Raw genomic sequence first — 26,600 nt, forward strand, 5'->3', positions numbered from 1 at the left:
ATGCCGATATAAGTGCTGAGTTTAAAACTCCTTCTCTCCAAACTCACTTCCCGGCAACTTAAGTTTTTTAGCCATCTTATTCAGGTTATAGCTTAGGTTCAGCATGAACACATCTACTTCATAAATATAATTCGTAGTGGTATAAAAATCAGGAGCCCAGGTAGAGATTCGCTGTTCATTACTTTTCAGTAATCCCAGATCCATATTCTGCCATTGAAGCAATGCGGTCATTCTGCCTTTCATAAAAGTTTTTTTCACTGAACTGTTCGGAGATAAGAACCCTGAATCTTTACCCTGCACAGTAGGTCTGGCAGAAAGATAGTTCACATTTCCCTGGACACTAAATCCTGAACCCAGGTTAAAGTTTACATTAGCATTGATGGAATATACCCAATCAGAGTTTTTCAGGTAATTTGTATAATTCAGCACTGAACCACTGATTGTACTTCTGTAAATATTGGCTCCCAAATATAGTTGTGACCATTTCGCCGGGCTGTAGTTCGCACCAATCTCTATCCCCAGTCTGCTGGCCTTATCAGCATTCGTATAAACCCGGTTTAAGATCGTATCGGCATAAACACTGTTTACCCGCTGAATAGGATTTTTGATATCCTGATAATACAAGGTTGAAAATAAAGAGCCCTGACTGAAACTCTTTGTAAATCCGGCTTCAGCCAGATAGATAAACTCAGGCAAAAGACTCGCATCTCCTCTTTCAAGAGTCTCAGAATGCTCACGCTCAGGAATAGGATTTAACTCAAAATTATTAGTACGCTGAACTCTCCTGCTCAGTCCGGCTTTGAATTTCCATTCCTTCTCAAAACTATAAAGCATATTGACCGAAGGGAACAAATTATTAAGCTCCAGAAGATAGTCATTACTGCTTACCGACTTCACATTCAGATCACGGTTGGCATACTCATACCTCAAACCTCCGGCATATTCGATTCGATCAGCTTTACCTGAATATTGAGTATAAAGTGAGTGAATCTGATTCTTTGCCTTCACATCACCTGAAAACTGCGGTGCAACAACAAGGCCGGTGTTGCCTTTTTCCTGAACCGAATAAATAAACTGTCCGTCCTGCTGATCCAACCGATACTGATAACCACTCTCCAGCTTGCCTTTACCCAAAGCTATACTATAATCAATTTTACTTCTAAATCCATTTAGGGGGTTTTTATAAGTACTCAGCGTATTCTGCACAAGCTGATTCATCTCAATATTTCTGTTTTTTGTTGAGCCCTCAAGACCGGCATGTTCAAATAAAGCAGAAAAGTTCAAGGCAGATTTCTTCGAAAAAGTACGGGTATAATCAATATTCCCAAGCATGAAATTACCCTGCTTATTTTGCAGATTGGGATTGAAATAATCAGAGCGGCCAATCACCTGCCCGGTACTGATCACAGTATTCTGGTTTGAATAATAAATATCGGCTACCCTGTCCTGATATTTGTGTCCGGCAAAAAAACCAATGGAAAACTGATGCTTTTCTGATGGAGTGAAGGTAAGACTAAAACGTCCTCCATAATTGTATTTATCGAAACTACGCTCTCCCTTCGACGGAAAACTTGTTTTCTTATTGCCAATGATGGTGTAAACATCTCCGTCGCGAAATCCGGCATTATCATTTCGCAGGTAATTGGCGCTTGCCGAAAAATCCCATGCATCTTTTTTATAGTTAAAACTCAGGTCAGCACCATATCGCTGTTGCTTTTCGGCATTGCCGTAAGTCCTAACCGACGGGAGTCCTCCCTGAATATTATTGACAAAAACTGTGCTGTTGTCCGCACCACTTTTAGTGGTAATATTGATAATACCTCCTTTACCATCCGGATCATATTTGGCAGAAGGTGCGGTAATCAGTTCTATATTTTCTACTGAGTTGGCCGGCAACTGGCTTAGAATAGTCGATGCATCAGTTTGTACAGGCTTTCCATTGATTAATACTAAAAATCCTTTGGATCCCCTGACAGAGATTTCTCCCATCCCATCAACCGATATGGATGGCATATTTTTAATTACATCGATTGCTGTCCCACCCTTTGCTGATTCGAACTGGGCTGCTTTATAAACCTGCTTGTCGATCTTATTCAGACTCTGCAATTGCTGACCGGTAACCTTTACTTCTGACAAAAACTGTTGATTTAAACCAAGCTCCAAACGGCCGATATTTAACCTCTGCCCGGCAGAAAGATTAATTAATGAAGATTTCAAAGTGGTATATCCTACAAACTGAACTTTGATAAAATAAGTACCAGCCTGCAGCTTTTCGAACTTAAATTTTCCGGATGCATCTGCCATCTGCCCGTTAAGCAATACTGAATCAGCAGATTTAAACAAGGAAACACTGGCAAATTCAAGTGGAGCGGCAGCTGCCTTGTCAAAAGCAACTCCCTCAATAACAGAGTTTTGCGCGAACAATTTAGTGGAAACAACAAACAGAAGCAGGAATAAGCTTTTCTTCATTTTTTAGTTCTGGTTAAGCCTGCGAAATTAAGTAATAATAAGACCCTCTAATAATCATAGCGGCATTGTTACCACCATATTTCCATAACTTAATTCTTAATAGGTTTACCGCCGTGCTGCAGACAAAAAAGGTTTGGTATTCTTTACACAGGCAGATATGTTCAATGGGGGAAAATTGCCCCTGTATTTCAGAAAATCTGTAATAAACTCTCAGAATTAAGCAGAAAATACGGCAAGCCGGTGCTTTGGATCAATGGCGATTCCCATCGTTTTATTGTCGACAAGCCATTGCTCAATCCTGATAAACGGTCAACAATTTTAAACTTTACCAGTCTGCGGGTATTCGGAGATGCAGATATGGACTCGGTTCGGATTAGCGTTGATCCAAAATCAAAGGAACTGTTTACGGTCAGGCAATTGTTGATGGATTAAATATTGGTAACAATAGCGACAAAATGAATCTGGCCGATGCCGGGTAATTGGTCTTACCTTCAGGAGATAAGAAACATCGCACTCAGGTTAACTTTTGTTTTTCCGTAAAGTGAAATAGAAAACTGTCCCTTTTCCGGGTTCTGACTCAAACCATATCGCCCCATTATGCTGCTCCACAATTTTCTTACATTGCACTAAACCAATACCGGTACCTTCAATATCCTCCTGTGCATGTAACCTGCGAAACATTTTGAATAATTTATCCTTATGAATTGGGTCTATGCCAATGCCATTGTCTTCAACTGTAAATAGCCAATCCGCCCCCTGATTATGGCAGTCGATTTTGATTATCGGCGCAACTCCCTTCTTACTATATTTCAAACCATTTGAAATTAAATTTTGAAAAAGAAGCCCCAGCTCAAATCTATAACCTTTTAATACGGGTAATGTAGGATAGATAATTTGAGCAGAATTATGATCAAGTTGAAACTGAAGCCCTTCAATTACCTCAAGGAGTAACTCATTACAATCGACCTCAGAAATAGGATTAACCTGACCTAACCTGGCTGTCTCCATTAACCCTTTGATAAGGGTTGACAATCTTTCTGATGCTTTTTTTATTAGATCAATGAAATAAATAGTTTCTTCTCTGGTAGGTGAATTATTGTCTAACTCCTCCCTCATAAGGCTTATGATTCCTCTGATATTATTTACCGGTTCCTGAAGATCATGGGTTGCAATGTGAGTATAATCCTCAAGTTCTTTATTCTTTGCTTCTAATTTTAAAATATAATCGTTTAATAAAAGTCTTTGTTTTTGTACTTCAGTAACATCCTGTACAGTTCCAACTGTTTTTACAACCAAACCCTCCGAATCGTAAATATGCCTCCCTCTTTCCCTTAAAAATTTCAATGAACCTTTGGGTGTAATATACCTGTGAACAATGTTATATGGGATTTGGTTTATAATTGAATTTTGGTATGATTGTTTTACAAACTCTCTATCCTCCTCATGCACCAGCATTTCAAAACCTTCATTAGTTGAGCTGAATGCCCCCTGTTCAAGTTCAAATATTTCATACACTTCAGGCGACCATAAGACGTTGTTATTGGCAATATCAAACTCCCAGTGCCCCAATCCACTCAATTGAAGAGCTTCCTTTAATTGAATGGATACCCTCTCAAGCTCTTCGGTTTTTCTAACGAACTCTGTTATTTCCCTGATTACTGCAAGAATCAATTCTTCGCCAGAATCATTTTGAATAATATTCAGGGCAATGCTTATAGAAACATTTGATGCATCTTTCCTGTACCCAATCAGCTTCATATTGTTAGACATTGATCTGGCTGAAGGATGAGAAACAAAACTTCGGAAATGAAACTTGTGTTTATCCCTAAGGTGCGGAGGAATTAAATCTTGTATGGATTTCCCTTCAAGTTCGCCAGATTCATACCCAAACATTAAAAATGCCGCTTTATTCGTCAGAATAATTTTAGCGTTAAGGTCACAAATAATTATGCCATCAGGGGAGCACTCAAATGCATTAAGATAAATTTTCGAATCCAAAGTCATTTTAAGTTAATTTCTATGCATTATCCTATTTTCACGAAGAGTCATTATCGATCCTAAGTTTTAATTTTTCATTTGTTGAATGATGTCAAATTTTCAACCATTCACAACATATCTGCGAAATTCTTTCAGCACTGATTTGCTATAAGTAAAAATCCGGCCCAACCAAAGTTACATATAAGATAATCAATAGATCCGGATTTAAATTTGTAAATTTTTCATAACAATTATTCATCCCTGCCCGGTTTATCTGATTTAACCCGTCGTGCGGTTTGACAGGAATTAAAAAACAGGCATGATATTAACGTATCCTTTGTAATCAGGATATAAACCCTGCAAGCACTTTTTAAGGGTTAATTCTATTAAAAATATTGGAGCTGATTAACCGGCAAGTATTGATAACAATATCAACAAGGGGTTTGAACACTGGCCAGCTTGTTAAGCCTCCTGCCAAAGCTGTTGCAATTTTATAAGATCTCTTTTCATGTTAGCAAAAACAATCTGCTTATTGGTTGAAATACTACTCGCTCCATGTTCAGCTCCACCCATTGGATATTCATAATGCAGGGATACAGGGACCTGTATTTTGAATTCCTTCAAAAGCTTAAAATAAGCTTTAAAATCGACCATTCCTTCTCCCAAAGGAACATTTTCAACAATCCAGGTTCCATTTCTTTTTGTCCAGACACAATCTTTTATGGCCAGAATTTTAATATGGGGATGAATTAAACTGAGTCCGTTTTTCCACGACATGCCTCCTTCCACCACAGCATGGCGAATATCATATTGAACTCCCATATTTTGCTGATCTGCATTTTTCAGTATTTCCCAAAGCTCCCATATTGAAGCCCCTGCCAGATTCCCCGAATGGTTTTGGTAACATCCGGTAATATTCAGCTTTTTATTCAGAAAGCTTAAATCTTTAAGGGTCTGTTTGAACTGATCAATCGCTTCAGGAATACTTTTCCCCTGAGGATACTTAAGCCAGTTCATGCGATAGTACTCAACCCCAAGTGCAGAAGCAGTCTCCAGTAATTTCCTGTCGACAGGATCATTTGCATCCTGAACAGCTGTCGTAATCATTGCTGAAGCCAGACCAACCTTATGAATGGCCTCTATGGCTTTTGGCAAATCTACTTCCACACGCTCAGGTAAGACATGTCCGTTGGGCCGAACAGTAAGATCCACTCCATCAAAACCGATTCCGGCTGCCGCATCAGCCATATCTTTATAGTTTAGAAACTGGAGATGCTTGGAAAAAACAGAAACCTTTAAGGGGCCGGAAGTGTCATCAGCACTTAATATTCCTGAATAAAGATCTGTCGGCATAAAGGGAAGAAGAGTTCCGGCAATTACAGAACCTCTAATAAATTTCCTTCTGGATTGTTTATTTTTCTCAGTATTCATAAATTATTCAAATTAATTACGCTTCATTCCGCTTTAAAACTTAATAAAAACTCAATTTTTCTTCATAATATAAGCAAAGATATCCCGGATCCCCTGATCATTCAAAGGGTTCAGAATACGCTCAGGCATAATCGAAGTTTGCAATGCTTTCATCTCTTTAATCTGTACCGCCGACAATGTAGTTTCTTCACCCGAAAGTGATTGTAAGGTCAGAACATCACCATTACTGGCGGCAATTTTACCCTCCAGGGTCCTTCCATCTGTAGTCATAACCCGATGAATAACATAACCCTCCCTGATATCAGCATTCGGATCTATGATATTCAATAAAAAATAATTGACATTACTTCGTTCATATCCCGTAAGATCAGGACCGATATTCCCTCCTTCATTGAAAAGGCGGTGACAGCTTCCGCAATTCTTCATATAAAGAACACGTCCGTTGTTTATATCACCTTTACCTGAACTAATCAGTTTTGCATATCTCGATATTGCTTCATCCTTTTCAGTTGATGTAGCCAGCTTAACATTAGGCCAAAAACTATCGACAGCCTTTTCAATCCCCTGATCATTTAAAAGCTTCAGCCTGCGGGCAAGGGGCTCAGAGATGTCTGCCTTGCTGATCTTTTTAGTTTTTTCAATAGCATTCAGCAATTCATATGCCCATTTTGCCCTACCAGCCAATAAATCAAGAGCGGCATTCCTGACTCCCTCATCAGCACGAAATTGCGGATAAGCCCGCACAACTCTTAAACCTATGTCATCAACATTATAACGCTGCAGAGCCTGCAGGGCAATCTGTTTCATTGCTCCGGTAGATTTAGCACTTTCCACGATTTTTAATAAAACAGGAACAGACTCCGGTTGTGTTGTTTGTCCCATGACCCTGATATAAGACAAACGATGCTGCAAATCGGCATTCTCATCAGCAATGATCCCCAATGCTTCCTTAACAGCAGCGGTATTCCCCTGACGGATAGCCAATGCCAGCGGACCGCCGAAAAGTTCTGACTGGTATGGCTGAATTGCTTTGGCCAGCTCAGGCGAGAGACCGATCACATCCCGGCCGCGAAGCCCTTCATGTACTCCGCTCACCAGTATTTTAGCCTCATCCCTACCCGGAGCAAGCCCCATCAGTTTTGTGGCTGCCCTGTAGTTCTCCATACCTCCGGCCATGATATACCTTTGCATCAAACGCTTCAAAATATAATCCTTTACCAGCTTGCTATTCCATAACTCCCGGTCTTCAAAGATGGAAAGAACAGCAGCCCGATTCGTTTCTGCTTTTGATTCAATCGCCCACCAGATCAATAGAGGAATATCCGGATCATCAGAATCCTCATGATATTTCAGCAGATTTTTGATAATTGGAATTGCATCAGCCGCAGCTAATCTTTTGGCCGATGAAGCAAGCTGCGCTCTTACTGCGGCATCAGACTCCCTGACTGCCAGCTTTGAAATTTCTGCAGAAAGCAAGGGAGAAACATATCCTGCATCACCCTTTAAACGCACTGCCCATTCTCTTACATAAGGATCAGGGTGGGCCATAGCGATAGAGGTAGTTACATCACTTAATCCCTCACTCAGATTAATCGCCCAGAGAGCCTCCAGGCTTAGCCCGGCATTTCCTGACTGTAACAAAGCGAGTAATTTCGGAACAACAGACCTGTCTTTTCTATTGGCAAACTGCTGAAGCGCCTGCTGCCTGAACCATTTATTCTTATTGCCCAGCAGGTCAATTAGCTGATCATTTGAGTATTTACTCAGGTCAAATTTCGGCATACGTGTACTTGCACCTTTGGAACGAAGCCTGTAAACCCTGCCCGAACTTTTATGCCATGTATCACGGGGATCGACATGAGAAAGCCGACTGTCATACCAGTCTGCGATATAAACTGCTCCATCCGGGCCGGCTACAATATTCACCGGACGAAACCAATGGTCGTCAGTTTCAATTAACTTTTGTTCATCAATATTTTTAAAAGTCGAGCCATTAGTTTCAAACCTTGACATCTGAACAAAATTCAGCAGGGGATTAAGTGCAATCATCTTTCCCTGAAAACGGTCGGGTAAATGACCTCCCTCATATTTGATCAACGAATGGGTAAACCTAACTTTTTCGCCTTCCAGTTGCATATTTTCCAGATTTCCGAAAGTATAGGCATTAGTATAGGGACCATGTTTGCCCAGACTTCTCGGATAATAGCCTCCCTGTTTAAACTGAGGACCACGATCTGCGTTATTATTACCTGAATACAATCTGCCCTTACTGTCAAACTCAATATTGAAAGTATTGCCTCCTCCTTCTGCAAACACTTCAAACACCTTGGTATCGGTATTGTATCTCCAGATCACCTGCCCTGAGAAAGCAACATTCTTGGAAACTGCCGAACTGACATTGGCTGTTGTGGTACTCCCCTGAGCTCCATAAAGCCATCCATCGGGGCCCCAGCGTAGGCTGTTGGCAACTGCATGAGTATCCTCCAAACCAAAGCCGCTGAGATGCACCACCGGATCGCCCTTAGGAATTCCGTCGCCATCCGGATCATCAAATGCCAGAAGGTAAGGGGGATTCAACACCCATATTTTACCTCTTCCAAGGGTTACACTGGTTGCAATATTCAATCCTTTAATTGCATCTGTAGATTTATCGAATTTGCCGTTACCGTCAGTATCTTCAAAAATGGTGATCTTATCCGCTCCGTTTAAACCCATTGGGGGAGCTGCAGGTGTTTTGTCAAATTGTACTCTTAGAAAATTATCGACACTGGTTACTTTTAAGCCCTGAGGATACGGATATTGATGGTATTGTACCACCCAAAGACGCCCACGGTGGTCGAAACTAAGCTCAACCGGCTGAACTACTTCCGGTTCAGATAAAACCAGATCCAGACTAAGATCTTCGGGATAGCGGAAGCGCGACAGTGCCTTCTGAGGCTGCGTTGGCCGGGTAGAATCTGTTAAAGCTCCCAACCCTTTGAATGCGCCCATATAACGTGCTACGTCCTCATTGGCAGCTACATCCTCTATGGTTCGCGTAGTGGTTTCCTTGTTGATATTGCAGGCAAATACTCCTGCAATTAAGATAAACAAATAATAAGGCAGATACTTTTTAGTACTCATATTTGTAGAAATGTATGAGTAAAGTATAAATTTTCAGCCTGAAAATCAATTAAATAAGAACTGTCAGGCATCAATCAATACATTCCGGTTTCTTGAGCTTAGATGTATTCCATTCCTTACATTCCGGATCAGTAAAGCGCGCAAAACCGGCATCAGGGTATTTCTGAGTTCTATGCCGTCTGCATTCGGATGTGCCCCAATAATCTCCAGAGCATCGATCAGAGGCATACGCTCTTTCTGCCAGGTAATTGGGTTAACCGATGAAGGAAGAGCAGAACCTTTATCATGTGAACCGGTAAAACGGAAAGCAGGACCTGAGCCCGCCATAACAATGCCGGCACTGCCTCCACGCCCTGCAAGACCTGTTGTACCGTTTTCAGATAGTTGTATTTCAATGGTACTCGTAATCCTGTAGGTACCACGTGGAAACTCAACCTGGCCATCGTTCGCGCCCCTGATCGCTGCATTAATTGCCCGGGTATCATCCGCTACTCCATCGCCTTTAGCACCAAAATCCTTTACATTCACCGCCAGACTAAATACCGGAATCAGAAACAGCAAAAAACAAATAGCAATGAAATTAAGGATGGGGGATTTAGTGTAAAGCATAGAAACTCTTTTAATCAGATAATTAAAGATACTTTTTGTAAAGAATAAAGCAGAATATTCTAACCTTAAAGGAAAAGGTTAAACGAAAAAGTCAGGATGCTGATACAGTGGGAATGAAAACAAGCAAGCTTCCAACTCGAACCGGCACTGAGGATGTTAAACTGCAGGTTCAGTTTTCGAATAATAATAATTAAATTAGAAGGAAACAGAGGTTTACAGGTAAAATAGTCTGTGATAAATCTTAAGGATATCAGCATAATCTGTGTCCAACAAAAAACAATCATATCTAATGAAACCTGCATGAGCTTACTGTGCAAACAAATGAATATGACCTCATGCAAGCTTTATAACCTTAAAAAAATATTCAAATGAAAATAAGAAACTTAAAATTTGTAATCCTGTTCCTTGGAATAGGCTGGACGCTGAACAGTCAGGCACAAATAGCCTGGCCGCCTGCCTTACCCAATTCAAATAAAAACGGAGTCGCTGTTTTAGAAAGTCCGGATTTATTAAAAGTTCCGGCAAGTATTCAAGAGGTTTTGAATACCAATCCTGAAATTAAACTGGAGATTGCCAAACATATCCCAAGAGTTGAACTGGTATACCACAACGAATTGAATAACGCAGCCATTAATGGAACCGGCTGGTCATCCTGGGGAGATATCTGTTTAGCCAGTGATGGAAGAGTGTATTCCGGAATCGGGAACCACTGGAAAACAGACAGGGGTGAAAGTTATATTTATAGCTGGGATCCTGCTAAGCGCGTATTAAAGAAGGTTTCAGATCTTAATCAAAGCAATGGTGCCAAAGTAAATGATGTACATTTTTCAAAAGTGCATGCCCATATTATTGAAGGCAGTGACAAGAAAATATACTTCACCGGTACCCTGGATGACGGATCAAAAGCCGGTCATGATGAAATGTTAAGTAAATGGACGCCCAATATTGCAGGCGGAAAACTACTTCAATATAATCCTGCAAGCGGCAAGACCATTGTCTATGCAGATTTCCCTGCAGCCAGGGTAACTGCAACTACAAAATACGACAGCTTCAGAAATATTTTATATGCGGAAATTGAGGGCGACCCTAAAGGAGTTGCCATTGGTGCTTTTGATATGACAACAAAGAAATGGATATTTCAAAGTGAACCGGGTGTTGTAAGTCATCACCGGGATATGATGATGGATAAGCAGGGGAACATTTACTTTAACGGTAAACAGAATAAAATTTCTGATCAAATGGTATTAAGGGGCGGAGTTTACTATCCGGCAGCAAAAAAGGCAGACACCACCAGTACTTCTATGTTACCTCCGGATCAGTCGGATCGTCTGAAAAACATTCCTACCACACAATTATGGAAGTATTCCCCTGAAACCCGTTCAATACAGGCAACAAAATCCACTTCCATTGGTGGAATCCGTTCTTCTACCAGAGAAAGTAAAGCCGGATATATTTATGGTACAACTATGGGTAATCAATTGTTCAGATATGCGCCGGCTAAGGATGAACTGACGATTTTAGGCAGCAATTTTCTAAAAAACGGAGAATACATAACCGTATGTGATTTGTCGAGGGATGAAAAATATATTTATTATTTACCCGGAGCCCATGGATCTGCAGGATTTTCAGGTACGCCGGTCATTCAGTATGAAATAGCCAGCGGAAAACAAAAAGCTATTGCGTTTCTATCAGAGCCAATGGTAAATGCATTTAGCTATGCTCCGGGAGGCACCTACGGATTAAAGATAAGTGATGATGGATCTAAATTATATGTTGGTCTGAATGGTTCTCCACCTGATGCCTCGCGTCCAAAGGGACTGGGAAGAGGTTTTGGATTAACTTCATTTGCTATTATTCACATTCCGGTGGAAGAACGTTAAGGGAAACAGGTACCACCTCTCTTCTAACTTTTTAAGGTCGCAGGTAAAATCAGGCCGGTTTTCTTACTGCCAGTTATAGGTCATGAGCCGATCAAGTAAATTATTTGACTCATCTTAAAAAGAGTGCAGAAAAATTCTTTTTAAACCAAAAAATCGCTCTTAATCAGATTATTACAAAAATGTTCCCTAAGCTCACACCAAAGAACTTCCTGACAAACAGGATTTAAATTGCCATTTATTGTCAGCGCCAGATGCTATAGTTACAACATCTTAAAAAAAAATATGCGATTGTCATAATCGCATATTTTTCCTGTTTACTTCTGCTTCGTATAGATGCCTTAGATGCGCACCCTGTCAAATTAGAAAGTTATTTATTCACTAAGCTGTTTCACTGATTGGCTTTTTAAAAGCAGAATCCGGATTAATAACCAGGATTCTGCTTTATTACAGCACCAATATTTAAATCAATCTGAGATTGAGGAATAGGATATAAAGTATTGTAATCCTTAACATTCAAACCCGGAACTTTAGGGTTATTATTATAACGCTTAACCCTTTCCACAAATTTTCCCATCCGGCGCAAGGTTATAGCTCTCCACTCTTCACCATAAAGCTCCCTCGCCCTTTCGTCCAAAATATAATCCAGATTTACATCAGCAGGTAAAACCGGAGTTGCATTAGCTCTGGTTCTGATTTTATTAATATCTGCTGCTGCTGCAGTCAGATTATTTAAACGAACATAAGCTTCAGCACGTACAAGTAATGTAACTGCAAGTCGTATTGCATAAAGATCTTTATGATTCTGGCCACCACCAGACCTTGCAGGATCAGTAAAGTGATTTAACGGATCTACAAACTTCATAAAATATGGATAGATATACTGGGTTGTATCTCTCAAGGCATCTCTGGATCCTGCAGGATAAAGACTGAAATCAATCTTTTTCTTATGATATTTAGATGAAGGACTATCGTAATAAAAGTTTCTTTTAATATTATGTTCTGCGTTCCTGATATCATTTTTCCAGTCGCTTCTCCATATATCATATGAAACATAATTAGTAGGACGTATCCATGACACTGGTCTGCCCAATGTGTCTGAAATTCCGGTATACTTACCATTAACCAGCTCACCACGAAATGCAGGGAAACCGTCGGGAGTATTACCCATTCTGTAATATGCAGGGCCAAAGGCTCTTTCACCTTCAGCATATAATCCTCCTGTGATAAGCGGTTCAACCTGGATCACCCAGATAGCTTCGGTATTTGTTGAAAGGTTTTGGTTGCCATACCCAAAAAGATCAAAATATGCATCTCCCGATCCCAAAATATCTTTACCAAGTCTTGTTCCAAAACGTTTTGTCATCAGGGCATAACCATACCCGTCTATTACTTTTGAAGCCGCATCAACAGATAACTGATATTTACCATCGGTAAGATATAATTCACTCAGCATATGCCAGGCTGCTCCCTGATTAATCCTTCCAGGTGCCTCTTCTTTACCCGGAACAGGTAATTTTGAAGTTGCAAAAGTGAGATCTTCTTCCATTAATTTATAGACCTCAGACTTAGGGCTTCTTACAAAATCAGTTTTTGCAGATCTGATCACCTCTTTAACCAAAGGAACATCTCCATAAAATGAAACCAAAATGCGATAGGCAAATGCCCTAAAGAACTTTGCTTCCGCTAAATACGCATTTTTCTGAGCATCACTAGTCCAAATAGAATTATTTGATGACTCGATAGCTTCAATTAGAACATTGGCTCTTTGCACTAACTGGTAGTTCCATGTCCAAAAAATACTGGTATAAGAATTTGAAGGTGTTAGAAAAGTTGAGTAATCAGTCAAAAATCGTGCACTGGCCGGGTCTTCACCGAAATAAGACAAATCAGTTCCGATACCATACATTTGAGTTACAGCATCATTAGGCCCATAATACCAGTTTTGTCGCACAGTTGAATATAAGCCGGTAATCCCCTGTTTAATCCCCGGAACAGTGCTATATGCATTCTCAGGGGCAAGAAAATCAAGAGGAGTTTCATCAAGAACTTCCTTCCGGCAAGAAGAAAACGTCAGAACCAAAACTCCGGTAAGTAGCAATAACTTTTTGCTAATTAGATATTTATAAATTTTCATTGATTTTTAATTTTAAAATCTGTAATTATTAAACTGCCAATCCGGGCACACCAATTAGATAGAAATCCTGAAACCCGCAATAAAATTTCGCATAAGCGGTGAATCACTGATACCTGTCTCAGGATCCCAGCCTGACCATTTGGTCCAGGTATAAAGATTCTTACCCGAAACATATACCTGTCCACTACCTATATGTAATTTTTTAAGAATGGCCGGATTTAATTTATACGATAATGAAATGTCCTGTAACCTTACAAAACTCCTGCTTTCATAAATTCCACTCCAAACAGGGGGAGCATTATAAATTCCGCTGGAATTGTTCACTCCATTGTCAGGTGTCCAATAAGGCCGTACTGCTGTAAGGTTATTTCTTATAATTCCCGCCGATTCGCGGCCCGCAGGTGCACTTGCAGCATTAATATTAGAAGCATTATTCTCCATATAAAATCCATTACCTCCCTGTATTGAGTTCAGGAAGAAAGAAAATGTGAAGTTCTTATAGGATAAAGAATTACTTAAACTTAGCCTGTAATTAGGAGTACGTCTTCCAATAATTGCTCTGTCTGAATTTGGATCAATGATTCCATCATTATTCTGATCTACATATTTAAACTGACCAGGATACCAATTATTCAGAGTTTTACCACTATACAATTCCTGTTCTGACCATAGGCCTCCACTCATCTGATAATCATAAATAGCACTAATTGGACGTCCTACAAACCAGGAGTTACCAATATCATTATCATTTTTACCACCGTAAAGCTTCGTTATTTTATCTCTGTTAAGAGAAAAAACAAAATCGGTTTTCCAATTGAAACGACCTTCAAGATTAATAGTTGTCAATCCCAATTCGATACCTTTATTATCAATTGCTCCAATATTCGTCCAGACACTTGGATATCCGGTTGTTGGAGGAATTGCTCTGCTAACCAATACATCTGTCGTTTGAGCCCGATAAATATCAACCGATCCGGAAATCCTTCTCTTTAAAAATCCATAGTCTAATCCAAAATTTAAAGATGATGTCTTTTCCCAACCCAGATCATCGTTTCCTAATGTACTTGGATAAATAGAAACGGTTGAAGAAGCTCCATAAACATAGGCATCGGTAGCCATCCTTGAAAAACTTGAATAACTTCCAATTCCCTGGTTACCGTTCTGTCCATAGGATGCTCTCATCTTTAAATACACCCCATTCAGATTTTGAAGGAATGGCTCATCTGAAGCTACCCAACCTACAGAAACTGAAGGGAAGGTTGCAAATTTCGTATTTGCACCGAAACCAGAGAATCCATCTTTTCTGATTGTTGCTGTTAATAAGTAGCGATTTTTATAAGAATAGTTGGCACGAGCCATATAAGAAAGTCCATTAGACTCAGATGCATTTGATCCAACAGTTGCAATGGTACCAAGGCTCATGTTGTTATATCCTAAAACAGGATTAGCAAATCCCTGTGAATTCAGAATAGAGCTTTCTGAAGAATTTTTTTCACGGCTGTAAAGCAAAGTAGCATTTACCTGATGATTGTTAAATGTTCTTGCATAAGAGACAATGTTGTTAATAATCCAGCTTCTATCCTGGAAAGGGTTCTTTATAGCCTGGCCCAGATTTGTAGAACCATTTGGCGTTGTTACCGGGAAAAAAGTATTGTTATTACGATTAGAGTAAGTATTCGAATAATTTAATTCGTAACCCAATCCTTTAACCCATGGTACGGTTACCTTGGCACTTCCTACAAGGAACAGATTGTTTCTGATATCATTATTTTTAACGTATAAATTATTCAAAGGATAGGGCATATATAATTCTCCGGTAAGGAACATATCATAGTTCGGTAAGCCTATCTTATTATTAGCTAAGGGACTAGCTGATCTGGCGTCTCCAAGACTTGCCTCCAACCCGGAAAAGTCGCGATATGAATAAGCTGTATTCAGCCCTAAAGTAAACCAGTCAGTAACCTTACTTTCGATATTGGAACGCAACGTAAGTCTTTTGAAATTATCATTCTTAAGAATCCCATCTTCTCCTGTATATGATCCCGAAACGAAATAATTATTTCTTTCGGTTTTTCCCGATACACTTAAGTTATAATTTTGAATTGGAGCGCTTTGTAATACCTGGTCAACCCAGTCGATTTGATTTCCGGCAAGATAATTATCCTTCTCTTCCTGTGTTCTCAGTCTGGCGGCAACGATATTACGATCATTAACATTAGGTCTGACAGGTTTTCCGGTTGAACTTGTTGGTTTCGACTTGTACCAGTTATACAAATCCTGCTGGTAATAATAATCTACCAATCTTATGGCATACTGATCTGCATTCATAACTTTCATCGGATTATTTGTCATATCCTGAAAGCCACTATACATGTTAAATGCAACAACAGGTTTATCTGATTTACCTTTTTTAGTAGTAATAAGCATTACACCATTAGCAGATCTTGATCCGTAAACTGCAGCAGAACTGGCATCTTTCAGAATATCTATCGACTCAACGTCACTGATATTAAGATCAGAAATTGAGCCATTGTAAATAATACCATCAAGCACAACCAAAGGCTTGTCGTTTGCAGAAAGTGAGGTTTGTCCCCTTACAGAAATGCTTGGTTCGCCACCTGCTAAACCAGCTCCCTGAACATTTATTCCGGCTGAAGCTCCTGACAATGCCTGCAAAAGATTCGTATTTGACTGAAGTTCCTTATCTTCCATCGATACCCTTACGGCCGATCCTGTTACATCACTCTTTTTCTGAGTTCCATAACCTATTACTACAACCTCATCTAAGTTACTGGTGTCTTCAATCAGAACAATATCTATAACGGCTTCCTGCCCATCAGTTAATGTTAATTGTTTGGTAGCCCTGGCAAATCCTAAATAAGTATAACTTATAGTATAAGTGCCGGATGGTAAATTGGAAAAGCTATAGTTACCATTAGGATCTGAAGCTTGGGTTTGCGTTGCGGCTCCCTCAAGTTTAATGGTCACACCGGGCAATGTTACCCCTTTGTTATCAACCACTTTCCCTTTAATTTTACCATCTGCAAGCTTAACAGCTTTGATTTCTATTTTTTCAGCTGGTTTTACTATAATAGTTTTTTCTAGCAACGTGTAGGTTACCGCCTGGCCTTCAAAACATATTTTTAGTGCTTTTTCTAAAGGAACGTCAGTAACCTGAATACTCACTTTTCCGGCGTCCTGCAACAATTCATTATTATACAAAAAGAGGTATCCGGTTTGCTTTCTGACTTCTTTAAAGATTTTTTCCAACGGAACATTACGGTAAGATAGCGTAACCCGTTGTGAAAAAGCTGCAGCACTGACCTGCAAGCAGCCGAACGTTAACAGAAGTATAGTTAATTTCATAATTTTAGTAGAAAAAGAGTTGAAACACCTAAGGCTATTTATCAGGCCAGGCATTACTTTGTTAGGAAAAATTAGATTCATACTTTTACAGCATTAAGGTTTAATTATTAGGTTCAATTATTAGGTTGCAGCTTTATATTACGCCTTATTATTATGACCGAAAACGCTCCACCGTTTTCGGTTTTTTATTAAGGCATATCAACAAATTATATTTTGATATCAGTTTTACATTATTATTGATAAATATTTCCAGAGTGCCTCAGAGCTATTATTACCTGCTTTTAACACTGATCTTTTTACCCTTTATTTCAAATTTCACACCTCCGGTTAACTCTAACATATCGAGCACTTTTGACGCATTGATGCTTCTGGAAATAATTCCGGTAAAATGTTTTGAAGTAATTTCACCTTCATAATCAACTTCTACGTCATACCAACGCTCAATTTGTCCCATTACAGTTTGTATACCTGCACCATTGAAGTGGAAAAAACCATTTTTCCAGGCAACAACTTCTTCAGTATCCACATTTACTATTTTAATACCTCCGTTAACTTTCGCTTGCTGACCAGGTTTTAAGAGTTGCGAATTGTTGCTGGTAAGATGTGAAACCCGAACTGAGCCTTCCAAAAGGGTGGTGTTTACCGATTTTTCATTGGAATAAGCCATCACATTAAAGTGAGTACCAAGCACTTCTATGTTTACACCATTAGTTTGCACTTTAAATGGCATCATTTTTCCCGTTTCTACCGAAGAATAAGGAGCTTCCAACTTTGCAACTTCAAAGTAGGCCTCACCGGTTAATTCAACCTGACGTTCATTACCAGTGAACATAGTAGGAAAGCGAAGGGTAGATTCAGCATTTAGCCATACTCTACTTCCATCCGGAAGAATAACATGATATTGACCACCCTTGGGTGTGGAAATTTTATTGTATGAGATTTTATCAGTGGGATTTCCCTGAGCAGCATTGTAAACTAATCTACCGTCTTGTTTAACGATCTTTACCCCGCCCTGTTCCTTCAAACTCCCATTATTTGCCTTTTCCAAAATCACTACAGAGCCATCCGCCAATTCAAGCATGGCTTTATCCCCGCCGGGTAAAACATCATCTTTACTGTAAGGGTTGACCTTCAGAGCAACCGCAGGTTCTTTTTCTTTATTGAACTCTGTATAAAATAATAAGCCCGCAGTTAAGAAAAATATGACAATGGCTACCTGCTTCCATTTAATAGCCTTCTCCCAAAATTTAGTGTCTTGCTTTTGATGAGTCTGTTTTGATACTTTTTGCCAGGCAGAATTTACATCAAGCGATGAAAAAAACTGAGAATCGTTTCTAAAAGATCCATCATCTCTTAAACTTTCCAGAAAACTGATATTTCTTTCATCCTCAGACAACCATTTAGTCAGCAATTCCTGCTCCTGCTGATTAAGCTCCCCCTTGAGATGCTTGATTATCAGTTCTGCATTTTCAAAAACCCCTTGATATTGATTGTTCCCGGCCATGTTTAGTAAAGACACCTGACCAGACTAAATGGGTGAAGCCGAAGTAAAGTTTTATTTAAATTATTTTTAATTCAAGTAGCTGAAAGGGTCAGTTTGTCTGAAAATCTTCCGGAGAACAGAGTTTATACTTCATAAATAAGACGCCATTAAATGTACATACACGAAGGGAAGGTATCTGGAAATCAAAAAAGATTAGAATAATGTATTCCGGAGAGCTAAATGGAGTATCTGCTATTTATAATTTCTGCTGCTTCAATAAGAACAGGAAAAGGGTATACACTTCTGGTTTTAGTACAAGCCGTAACAATTGTAATCCGCGTTTTTTTTGTGTTTTAACGGTATTGACAGATACACCCAACTTTTCGGCTATTTCACTGTTTTTCATTCCTGCTAAATAACCCATTTTAGAAATTCGCTGGCACCTTTCCGGCAGTGTTTCAAGTGCCATATGTAATTCAGCTAAAACTTCAGAGCGGATTATGGAGTGAATAATATTAAAATCTTCTATTGGTTCCGGATCCTGAAGTTCCAAATAGCCGGCCACTACTTTTTCGTGCCTGATCATATTCAGACTTGCATTGCGGACTGTACTGTAAAGAAAATTTTTAACTGCATCAGCATTATGCAAAGTCAGTTCATCCCTATGGTTCCAATATTTAAAAAAGGCCTCCTGAACAATATCCTCAGCAATTACTTTATCTCTTATCAATTGAAAGGAAAAGTAGCAAAGTCTTGAATAATAGGCTTTAAATAATTGTTCACAACCCTTGTTCAGAGGTAACGATTCGAAATCTTCCGATATTCTATTACACTGTTCAGGAAAACTCATAGTCGATTTTAGATAGTCTGCTTGTAAAGATATTTTTTTTATATATATAAAAAAATAAACAACATATTGTTAACAAACACGTAGTCCATATAAATAGAAAGCAAGCCCTGAAAAGAGGTTTGAAAGCCTTTTGAATCCACCATGTTAACTACCTGGTTAACACGCGATTATTCCCTATTCCTTCAGAAAAATAAAACTTAAACCCCGGTCTCTCCGGATCATATAAGACATAAGGGGACCCAACATAGATATTTCTCAGACGGCAGGATCATACACATAAAGGTTTGTCTGAATGGAGATGTATGGAATCTTGTATGGAGAAAAAAAAGAAATCCACGAATTTCCGGAGAATTTCGTGGATTTCGGTAAAGAATCGTAGCCCGTAGGGGAATCGAACCCCTGTTTCCAGAATGAAAATCTGGCGTCCTCACCCCTAGACGAACGGGCCTTCTTAAGCTAAAAGCTTATCAGGCAAAAGGTAAAAGCTTCCCGTAAGATGCTTCTTGCGTGCTTCGGCTTTCAGCTTTACGCTTTTTGCTTTAGCTTGATACTACCTCGGTAGCGGGAGCCAGACTCGAACTGACGACCTTCGGGTTATGAGCCCGACGAGCTACCAACTGCTCCATCCCGCACTGTGACAATTTAAAGTCTTAAAGAACGATCTCTGTTGTTTTAAATTGGTCTGCAAAGATATATTTCGTTTCTTTGTGGTGCAAATATATTTTAAAATATTTTTTTCATGTCTCATAAAGCCGGATTTGTTAGCCTGGTAGGTAAACCGAATGTTGGAAAATCAACATTAATGAATGCATTAGTTGGCGAAAAACTATCCATAGTTACTCCAAAGGCACAAACTACGCGCCACCGGATTCTTGGGATTGTGAACGAACCTGATTATCAGATTGTCTTTTCAGACACTCCCGGAGTTATCAAACCGGTATACGGAATGCAGGAATCCATGATGAGTTTTGTAAACGGCTCGTTGGTGGATGCAGATATCGTCTTATTTGTGACAGATATTAATGAAAAATATGATGAATCTGATGTTATCGAAAAATTAAGTAAGACCAATTCGCCGATAGCAGTAATCATCAATAAAATTGATAAATCGAACGAAGAACTTGTAAAAGAGAAGATCGTTTACTGGCAGGATAAATTAAACCCGAAAGCAATCTTTGCCGTTTCAGCACTTCATGATCATAATGTCCCTGCTGTAATGCAGTTTATTTTAGACAATCTGCCTGAACATCCTGCTTATTATGAAAAAGATGCGCTTACTGATAAAAATGAGCGTTTCTTTGTATCAGAAATAATCAGGGAAAAAGTATTTAAACTGTATGATAAGGAAATTCCCTATAGTACAGAAGTAATTATTACTGCTTTCAAAGAGGAACCTAAAATTATCCGGATAAGCTCTGAGATTATCGTTGAACGCGATTCTCAGAAAAATATCATCATCGGCAAGGCTGGTGAAATGTTAAAAAAAGTAGGAACCTATGCCCGTAAAGACATGGAAGAATTCCTTCAGAAAAAAGTATTTCTGGAAATGTTCGTTAAAGTAATCCCCGATTGGAGAAACCGTAAGAATTACCTGAAGAATTTTGGATACGAAGATTAATACTGAGTATTGAGTACATAGTATTGAGTATTGAGACAAGAAATAGTAACTTAAGTACACCCATTGGCACCGATTCTATAAATCAGTGCCCAAAATTATAAATCCAAGTAATTAGTAAGCAGTACTAAATACTAATTACTAACTACTAAATACTAACAAGCATGAGTAATATAGTCGCAATAGTAGGCCGCCCGAACGTAGGAAAGTCGACATTATATAACAGATTAACCGAAACCCGTAAAGCAATCGTTGACGACTTCAGTGGAGTAACCCGCGACAGGCATTACGGGATCGCTGAGTGGACTGACAAACATTTTACAGTAATTGATACCGGCGGTTATGTGGCGCACTCTGACGACGTGTTTGAGGCTGCTATACGCGAACAGGTAGTTATTGCTATTGAGGAAGCTACAGTGATACTTTTCATGGTGGATGTGGTTACCGGAGTAACTGATCTTGACGATGATATTGCCAAACTTCTGCGTCGCAGTAAGAAACCGGTATTTGTAGTGGTAAACAAGGTGGATAATAACCAGCGACTGAACGATGCGAGTATATTCTACAGCTTCGGATTGGGTGAGATCTATCCTATTTCTTCCATGTCGGGTTCAGGTACCGGCGAACTTCTGGATGAAGTAATCAAACATTTTGAAGATGAAGACGAGAACGAAGACCAACTTCCCAAATACGCAATCATCGGAAGACCGAACGTAGGTAAATCATCCCTGATCAACGCCCTGATTGGCCGCGAGCGAAATATCGTAACTCCAATTGCGGGCACTACCCGCGACTCAATACATATTCATTATAATCAGTTTGGCCACGAATTCATGCTGATCGATACCGCCGGACTCCGTAAAAAGACCAAGGTTAAGGAAAATATTGAGTTTTACTCGGTGATGCGTACAATTAAAGCTCTGGAAGAAGCTGATGTGGTGATTCTGATGATCGATGCTGTGGAAGGAATTGAATCTCAGGATATCAATATCTTCCACCTTGCTGAAAAAAATAAAAAAGGGATAGTGATTCTGGTGAACAAATGGGATCTGATCGAGAAAAACACTAAAACCACCGGAATATTTGAAGAACAGATCTACGATAAGATCGCTCCATTTACCGATGTACCAATCGTATTTACTTCCGTTGTTGAAAAGCAGCGTATCTATAAATCTCTTGAAGCAGCATCTCATGTTTACGAGAACAAGCTGAAGAAAGTCCCTACTTCCAAACTGAATGACGTAATGCTTCCGATCATTGAAAACTTCCCCCCTCCAGCAGTAAAAGGAAAGTATGTAAAGATCAAATACATTACTCAAATCAACGGATCATCGCCAATGTTTGCTTTCTTCTGTAACCTGCCTCAGTACATTAAAGAGCCATACAAACGCTTCCTCGAGAATAAATTGCGCGAAAACTTTGATTTTACCGGTGTGCCGATTCAAATATATTTCAGACAGAAATAGTTTATTAAACTATGAGAAGATCAATCTTTATATTGATTGCAGCAGTATTTACCCTGAATGCCTGCAACAATACCGAACCTGCAGAACAGGTAAAACTGGATTCAATTGCTGAATCTGCTGCAGCTGATTCCATGCTGAATGCTGCTTTGGAAGCCGATACTCTGAAAACAGATTCAGCTTCTGCAGACTCCAGCCATAAAACACATTAATTTGCTGAAGCCCTGAATACCTCCAGCGACCGGCCTATAGCCCGGTCTCCTGCATTCAGGGCTTTATAAAAGCCCTCATCGCCAAAATAGTACCTTGCCATTAAAGCCCTCAGCTGGATTCTGATCAGCGGCAGACTGAACTCAAGCTGATTATCTTTCAAACCGATCTTTTTTGAGGTTGCGAACTTCCGCAGCATGTTTATATCCTTAACATTCAGACTAAACCCTTTAATCAGCTCTTCTGCATTATTGTATTTACGATCAGATTTTACAAGATAATTATAGAGCATATCATTCAATACCCCCTTGCCTGATAAGCTGAAAAACAATTCTGTATGTGCGCTGGTGTCAACGGGAATGTAAATATCAGGCATAATTCCTCCTCCCCCATACAGCACTTTTCCCGAACGGGTGGTATAAGTCTTACTCTTAATAAATACCGAATCACTGATTTCTCTGGCTTCAGAGCTCAGTTCACCATTTTTATACCGCTCGCTTACCTCATTGAAATAAACATCATTACCTTTTTTATAAGACTTCTGAATTGACCTGCCTGAGGCTGTATAATACCTGGCAATTGTTAAATTCAGGGCTGATCCATCCCCAAAATCAAACTGCTCCTGCACCAGACCCTTGCCAAAAGACCGTCTTCCAATGATCGTACCCCGCTCCAGATCCTGCACAGCTCCCGCAACAATCTCGCTGGCCGAAGCCGTATTTTCATCAATCAGCACCACCAGCTTACCCTGCTCAAACTCACCTGCCGGACCGGCATAATAATCTGTCCGGGTTTCATGAAGTCCTTCAGTATAAACAATCAGTTCCTTATCCTTCAGAAATTCATCCGCCAGCGCAGTTGCAGAACTCATATAACCACCTCCGTTATCCCGAAGATCAAGAATAAGATTTTTCATACCCTGTTTTTTCAGCTTCAGCAAGCTGCTATGAAAATCTTCATCCGTCTGGGAACCAAACTTGCTGATCTTGATATAGCCATGCTGATCGGCGATTAAATAAGCCGCATCTATACTGCTCACCTGAATCCTGTCGCGCTTTACCAGATATCTTTTTTGAATACTGTCGCGCTTTACCAGCAGCTCAACAGAAGAACCACGCCTGCCCCTGATCTGTTCAATCACTTTCCTGGTATTAATCTGAATGCCGGCAATTGACTTTTTATTAATTGCCAGTATCCTGTCGCCATGCTGAATGCCGGCCCTGAATGCCGGTCCGCCGGGATTAACAGAAGTAATCAGGAGAGTATCATTCAGCATATAGTACTCAATACCAATACCGTTGAAATTCCCTTCAAGATCCTCTGCGAGCAACTGAGCATCCTCAGGTGCTAAATAAGCCGAATGTGGATCCAGATGTTTTAATATCTCCTGTATAGCAAGATCCTGAACGGTATCAAGTTTTACAGAATCAACATAATTTTCATTAATGATCTGAATAATCTGTTCTACTTTAGCCGAACGCCCGGAATTACCAAAAGAAATAAATGAGCCATTTTTTGAATTCTGGTTTTCACGAACAAGTTTAGGCCCCAGCATTAATCCTGCGGCCAGCACTGCCGAGTATCCGGCGGCAATCAAAATATTTCTCCTGGTTTTGGCTCTCATATTATTCAGAGATCAAATTTATTCAATTTAAAATGGCTTCTGCACAGTAATTGATCATCAAAAATATTATCAATAATCATTCTAAATAATTTGATTTTTCAAATATCATGTTGTAATATTGCACGCAATTTAAATTTAGTCTAAATAACATGAAGCAAATTTTCGTCTTATCCCTTACCCTCATACTTATGCAGAATGCCTCTGCTCAGATAAAAAAAGCTGATCAAAGGCTGAGACTTGCCGACAGCACAATCATTGAAATGCCGCAAATCGTAATCATTGGAAAACGTGACGGACTCATCAGTAAAGTACCGGGATCAGCAACTGTGCTGAATTCCCGTGAGATCAGATTAACTGCTCCACTTACAGCCAACGAAGTTTTGCGCAAGGTTACCGGAGTAAATGTGGTTGATGAAGAGGGTGCCGGATTACGACTGAATATCAGTATCCGCGGACTTGATCCTGACAGAAGCCGTAATGTTCTGATGCTTGAAGACGGTGTGCCAATTGCTTTAGGCCCTTACGGAGAGCCTGAAATGTACTTCTCGCCCCCGATCGACAAGATGTCGGGAGTCGAGATTCTGAAAGGCAGCGGACAGATTCTTTACGGTCCGCAGACTATTGGAGGAATAGTTAATTTCTTCACTGCTGATCCTCCGTCTCAGGAAATCACCAGGATCAAAATTTCAGGAGCAAAAGGAGGATTTTTCTCAGGCTTTGGAACCTATGGCAATACCATCGGCAAAACCGGATTTTTGATTTCCTACTTACATAAAAGAGCAGATAATCTGGGTCCGACACATTTTAAACTGAATGACCTTTCGGCCAAAATCAGATTCGAATTAAATTCAAAATCAAATATCGGGCTTAAACTTGGATACTATGATGAGCAATCAAACTCAACCTATATTGGCTTAACACAAACCATGTATAACAAGGGCAACCAGGATTTTGTTCGCATGTCGCCCTATGATAATCTTCCAATAAAACGTCTTTCTGCAAGTGCTACACACCAGTTTGAGTTCAATGATAATATCAGTTTAAAAACAACTGCATTTGCATATACAACTACCAGAGACTGGCAAAGACAGGATTTCTCATTCAGCTCAACTGCAGCTAACCAGACCGGTGTATTTTGGGGAGATCCGACTGTAAGTAATGGGGCTGTTTATATGCTGAATTCAACCGGTAATCGTAACAGACAGTTTGAGGTTGCCGGCGTAGAACCCAGATTGAGTGTTAAACACAATTTGTTCAATATTAAAAACGTACTTGAAACCGGCGCAAGATATTTATATGAAAAGGCCGATGAGCAATTTATCGCAGGCAGCAATGCAAATACGGCAGAAGGAACATTAAGAGATAAAGAAGTACGAACCGGCTATGCATTCAGTGCCTATGCTCAAAACAGGTTCGACCTGAATAAGAAACTTTCAGTAAATGCCGGATTGAGACTTGAGAATTTTGATTACGAAAGGGAAATACTTCGCGGAAGATACCGCATCAATGGTGTCAATGTAATCAGGGACACCAGTATTTTGGCAAAAGACAATACCATGGCTTTGATTCCGGGTGCAGGTATCAATTACTCTGCCAACGATCAGATCAATCTGTTTGCCGGAGTACATAAAGGATTTGCACCCCCAAGAATTAAAGATGCAATTACAGCAACTGGTGTACCATACAATCTGGATGCTGAACTGAGCACCAATTATGAACTGGGTGCCAGAATTAAGTTAAAAGATTATTTCAATGCCGAATTAACCGGCTTTGTCCTCGACTTCAAGAACCAGATTATCCCTGTTTCCAATTCTTCCGGAAATTCAAATGCAAGTGGTGTTGTTAATGGCGGACAGACCCTGCACAAAGGTATTGAAGCAGGTTTTCAGATTGATTTCGGAAAAATGTCAGGACTGAAGAACTCCTATACTTTTGAAAGCAGCATTACCGTTCAGAGCTCTGAATACAACAATGACCGTTTCATTTCAGTAAATGGCACTATTGTAAATGTGAAAGAAAACAAACTGCCTTACTCAGCCAATCTGATGGTCTGGAATGCGGCAGGCATTAACTTGCAGAATGGCTTTGGGTTCAGGGTTTCAGGGAATTATATTGGCTCGCAGTTTACAGATGAGATCAACAGCGAAGCGGCATCTGCAAACGGAAGGACCGGAAAAATCAGCAGCAGATACATCATTGATGCAAATGCTTATTACCGTATTCCTAAAACCAACGCAAGCCTGAACCTGTCGGTAAAAAACCTGACAGACCAAAGATATATCAGCAGCAGAAGACCTGAAGGAATCAGAGTGGGGCTACCAAGGTTAATTACAGCCGGATTTGAAATATTTCTTTAAGAAATCAAG

16 protein-coding genes and 2 tRNA genes are annotated in these 26,600 nt (G+C 39.8%); 6 read left to right on the plus strand and 12 right to left on the minus strand.

Features of this window, described 5'->3' with window-relative positions; translation table 11 throughout:
• Positions 1–21: 21 nt before the first annotated feature.
• The gene (locus tag P2W72_RS03065; RefSeq protein ID WP_276359416.1) at positions 22–2,469 is read right to left on the minus strand and encodes a TonB-dependent receptor family protein; all 2,448 of its coding nucleotides are present in this window, start codon (positions 2,467–2,469) and stop codon (positions 22–24) included.
• A 240-nt stretch (positions 2,470–2,709) separates the two neighbouring features.
• Between P2W72_RS03065 and P2W72_RS03070 the strand changes: the two genes are divergently transcribed.
• Positions 2,710–2,901, plus strand: coding sequence for a hypothetical protein (locus tag P2W72_RS03070; protein WP_276359417.1), 192 nt, complete (start codon positions 2,710–2,712; stop codon positions 2,899–2,901).
• Positions 2,902–2,988: 87 nt separating this feature from the next.
• Here P2W72_RS03070 and P2W72_RS03075 read toward each other — a convergent pair whose 3' ends face one another.
• The 4 genes from P2W72_RS03075 to P2W72_RS03090 all read right to left on the minus strand — a co-directional run bounded on the left by P2W72_RS03075 (position 2,989) and on the right by P2W72_RS03090 (position 9,609).
• Entirely contained in the window at positions 2,989–4,473 is a 1,485-nt protein-coding gene (locus P2W72_RS03075; RefSeq protein ID WP_276359418.1) for a PAS domain S-box protein, read from the minus strand.
• A gap of 435 nt (positions 4,474–4,908) precedes the next feature.
• The gene (locus P2W72_RS03080) at positions 4,909–5,877 is read right to left on the minus strand and encodes a sugar phosphate isomerase/epimerase family protein (protein ID WP_276359419.1); all 969 of its coding nucleotides are present in this window, start codon (positions 5,875–5,877) and stop codon (positions 4,909–4,911) included.
• A gap of 51 nt (positions 5,878–5,928) precedes the next feature.
• Positions 5,929–9,000, minus strand: coding sequence for a c-type cytochrome (locus P2W72_RS03085; protein WP_276359420.1), 3,072 nt, complete (start codon positions 8,998–9,000; stop codon positions 5,929–5,931).
• A 63-nt stretch (positions 9,001–9,063) separates the two neighbouring features.
• A complete protein-coding gene (locus P2W72_RS03090; protein ID WP_276359421.1) occupies positions 9,064–9,609 on the minus strand; it encodes a glycosyl hydrolase family 28-related protein in 546 nt (181 codons plus the stop codon).
• A gap of 368 nt (positions 9,610–9,977) precedes the next feature.
• Here P2W72_RS03090 and P2W72_RS03095 point away from each other — a divergent pair, with 368 nt between their 5' ends.
• Positions 9,978–11,489 carry a hypothetical protein gene (locus P2W72_RS03095; RefSeq protein WP_276359422.1) on the plus strand — a complete coding sequence of 504 codons (1,512 nt, stop codon included), beginning with the start codon at positions 9,978–9,980 and terminating at the stop codon, positions 11,487–11,489.
• A gap of 421 nt (positions 11,490–11,910) precedes the next feature.
• Here the strand turns inward: P2W72_RS03095 and P2W72_RS03100 are convergent, their stop codons facing one another.
• The 6 genes from P2W72_RS03100 to P2W72_RS03125 all read right to left on the minus strand — a co-directional run bounded on the left by P2W72_RS03100 (position 11,911) and on the right by P2W72_RS03125 (position 19,954).
• Positions 11,911–13,623, minus strand: coding sequence for a RagB/SusD family nutrient uptake outer membrane protein (locus P2W72_RS03100; protein WP_276359423.1), 1,713 nt, complete (start codon positions 13,621–13,623; stop codon positions 11,911–11,913).
• A gap of 54 nt (positions 13,624–13,677) precedes the next feature.
• Entirely contained in the window at positions 13,678–16,989 is a 3,312-nt protein-coding gene (locus P2W72_RS03105) for a TonB-dependent receptor (protein ID WP_276359424.1), read from the minus strand.
• 271 nt (positions 16,990–17,260) lie between these two features.
• Positions 17,261–18,493: a FecR domain-containing protein gene (locus tag P2W72_RS03110; RefSeq protein WP_276359425.1), complete on the minus strand. Its 1,233-nt coding sequence runs from the start codon at positions 18,491–18,493 to the stop codon at positions 17,261–17,263.
• Positions 18,494–18,728: 235 nt separating this feature from the next.
• On the minus strand, positions 18,729–19,322 hold the full coding sequence (locus P2W72_RS03115) for an RNA polymerase sigma-70 factor (protein ID WP_276359426.1): 594 nt from the start codon (positions 19,320–19,322) through the stop codon (positions 18,729–18,731).
• A 376-nt stretch (positions 19,323–19,698) separates the two neighbouring features.
• A tRNA-Glu gene (locus tag P2W72_RS03120) sits at positions 19,699–19,770 on the minus strand.
• A gap of 111 nt (positions 19,771–19,881) precedes the next feature.
• Positions 19,882–19,954 (minus strand) — tRNA-Met (locus P2W72_RS03125).
• Positions 19,955–20,061: 107 nt separating this feature from the next.
• Here P2W72_RS03125 and era point away from each other — a divergent pair.
• The 3 genes from era to P2W72_RS03140 all read left to right on the plus strand — a co-directional run bounded on the left by era (position 20,062) and on the right by P2W72_RS03140 (position 22,612).
• Positions 20,062–20,940 (plus strand): GTPase Era, encoded by an 879-nt coding sequence (gene era, locus P2W72_RS03130; RefSeq protein WP_276359427.1) that lies wholly within the window; start codon positions 20,062–20,064, stop codon positions 20,938–20,940.
• Positions 20,941–21,101: 161 nt separating this feature from the next.
• Positions 21,102–22,403: a ribosome biogenesis GTPase Der gene (gene der / locus P2W72_RS03135; RefSeq protein ID WP_276359428.1), complete on the plus strand. Its 1,302-nt coding sequence runs from the start codon at positions 21,102–21,104 to the stop codon at positions 22,401–22,403.
• A gap of 11 nt (positions 22,404–22,414) precedes the next feature.
• Positions 22,415–22,612 (plus strand): hypothetical protein, encoded by a 198-nt coding sequence (locus tag P2W72_RS03140; RefSeq protein WP_276359429.1) that lies wholly within the window; start codon positions 22,415–22,417, stop codon positions 22,610–22,612.
• On the opposite strand, the gene P2W72_RS03145 is transcribed toward P2W72_RS03140, so the two are convergent.
• Positions 22,609–24,234: a S41 family peptidase gene (locus tag P2W72_RS03145; protein ID WP_276359430.1), complete on the minus strand. Its 1,626-nt coding sequence runs from the start codon at positions 24,232–24,234 to the stop codon at positions 22,609–22,611. The two genes, P2W72_RS03140 and P2W72_RS03145, sit on opposite strands and share 4 nt — an antisense overlap.
• A 149-nt stretch (positions 24,235–24,383) precedes the next feature.
• On the opposite strand from P2W72_RS03145, the gene P2W72_RS03150 reads away from it, so the two are divergent.
• Entirely contained in the window at positions 24,384–26,591 is a 2,208-nt protein-coding gene (locus tag P2W72_RS03150) for a TonB-dependent receptor (RefSeq protein WP_276359431.1), read from the plus strand.
• Positions 26,592–26,600: the final 9 nt, after the last annotated feature.

The organism is Daejeonella sp. H1SJ63, assembly GCF_029360775.1.
GTDB lineage: Bacteria > Bacteroidota > Bacteroidia > Sphingobacteriales > Sphingobacteriaceae > Daejeonella.

Coding starts and splice junctions, on each gene's coding strand:
- P2W72_RS03065 (WP_276359416.1), bottom strand. CDS start 2,469: ATGAAGAAAAGCTTATTCCTGCTTCTGTTTGTTGTTTCCACTAAATTG.
- P2W72_RS03075 (WP_276359418.1), bottom strand. CDS start 4,473: ATGACTTTGGATTCGAAAATTTATCTTAATGCATTTGAGTGCTCCCCT.
- P2W72_RS03080 (WP_276359419.1), bottom strand. CDS start 5,877: ATGAATACTGAGAAAAATAAACAATCCAGAAGGAAATTTATTAGAGGT.
- P2W72_RS03085 (WP_276359420.1), bottom strand. CDS start 9,000: ATGAGTACTAAAAAGTATCTGCCTTATTATTTGTTTATCTTAATTGCA.
- P2W72_RS03090 (WP_276359421.1), bottom strand. CDS start 9,609: ATGCTTTACACTAAATCCCCCATCCTTAATTTCATTGCTATTTGTTTT.
- P2W72_RS03095 (WP_276359422.1), top strand. CDS start 9,978: ATGAAAATAAGAAACTTAAAATTTGTAATCCTGTTCCTTGGAATAGGC.
- P2W72_RS03100 (WP_276359423.1), bottom strand. CDS start 13,623: ATGAAAATTTATAAATATCTAATTAGCAAAAAGTTATTGCTACTTACC.
- P2W72_RS03105 (WP_276359424.1), bottom strand. CDS start 16,989: ATGAAATTAACTATACTTCTGTTAACGTTCGGCTGCTTGCAGGTCAGT.
- P2W72_RS03110 (WP_276359425.1), bottom strand. CDS start 18,493: ATGGCCGGGAACAATCAATATCAAGGGGTTTTTGAAAATGCAGAACTG.
- P2W72_RS03115 (WP_276359426.1), bottom strand. CDS start 19,322: ATGAGTTTTCCTGAACAGTGTAATAGAATATCGGAAGATTTCGAATCG.
- era (WP_276359427.1), top strand. CDS start 20,062: ATGTCTCATAAAGCCGGATTTGTTAGCCTGGTAGGTAAACCGAATGTT.
- der (WP_276359428.1), top strand. CDS start 21,102: ATGAGTAATATAGTCGCAATAGTAGGCCGCCCGAACGTAGGAAAGTCG.
- P2W72_RS03140 (WP_276359429.1), top strand. CDS start 22,415: ATGAGAAGATCAATCTTTATATTGATTGCAGCAGTATTTACCCTGAAT.
- P2W72_RS03145 (WP_276359430.1), bottom strand. CDS start 24,234: ATGAGAGCCAAAACCAGGAGAAATATTTTGATTGCCGCCGGATACTCG.
- P2W72_RS03150 (WP_276359431.1), top strand. CDS start 24,384: ATGAAGCAAATTTTCGTCTTATCCCTTACCCTCATACTTATGCAGAAT.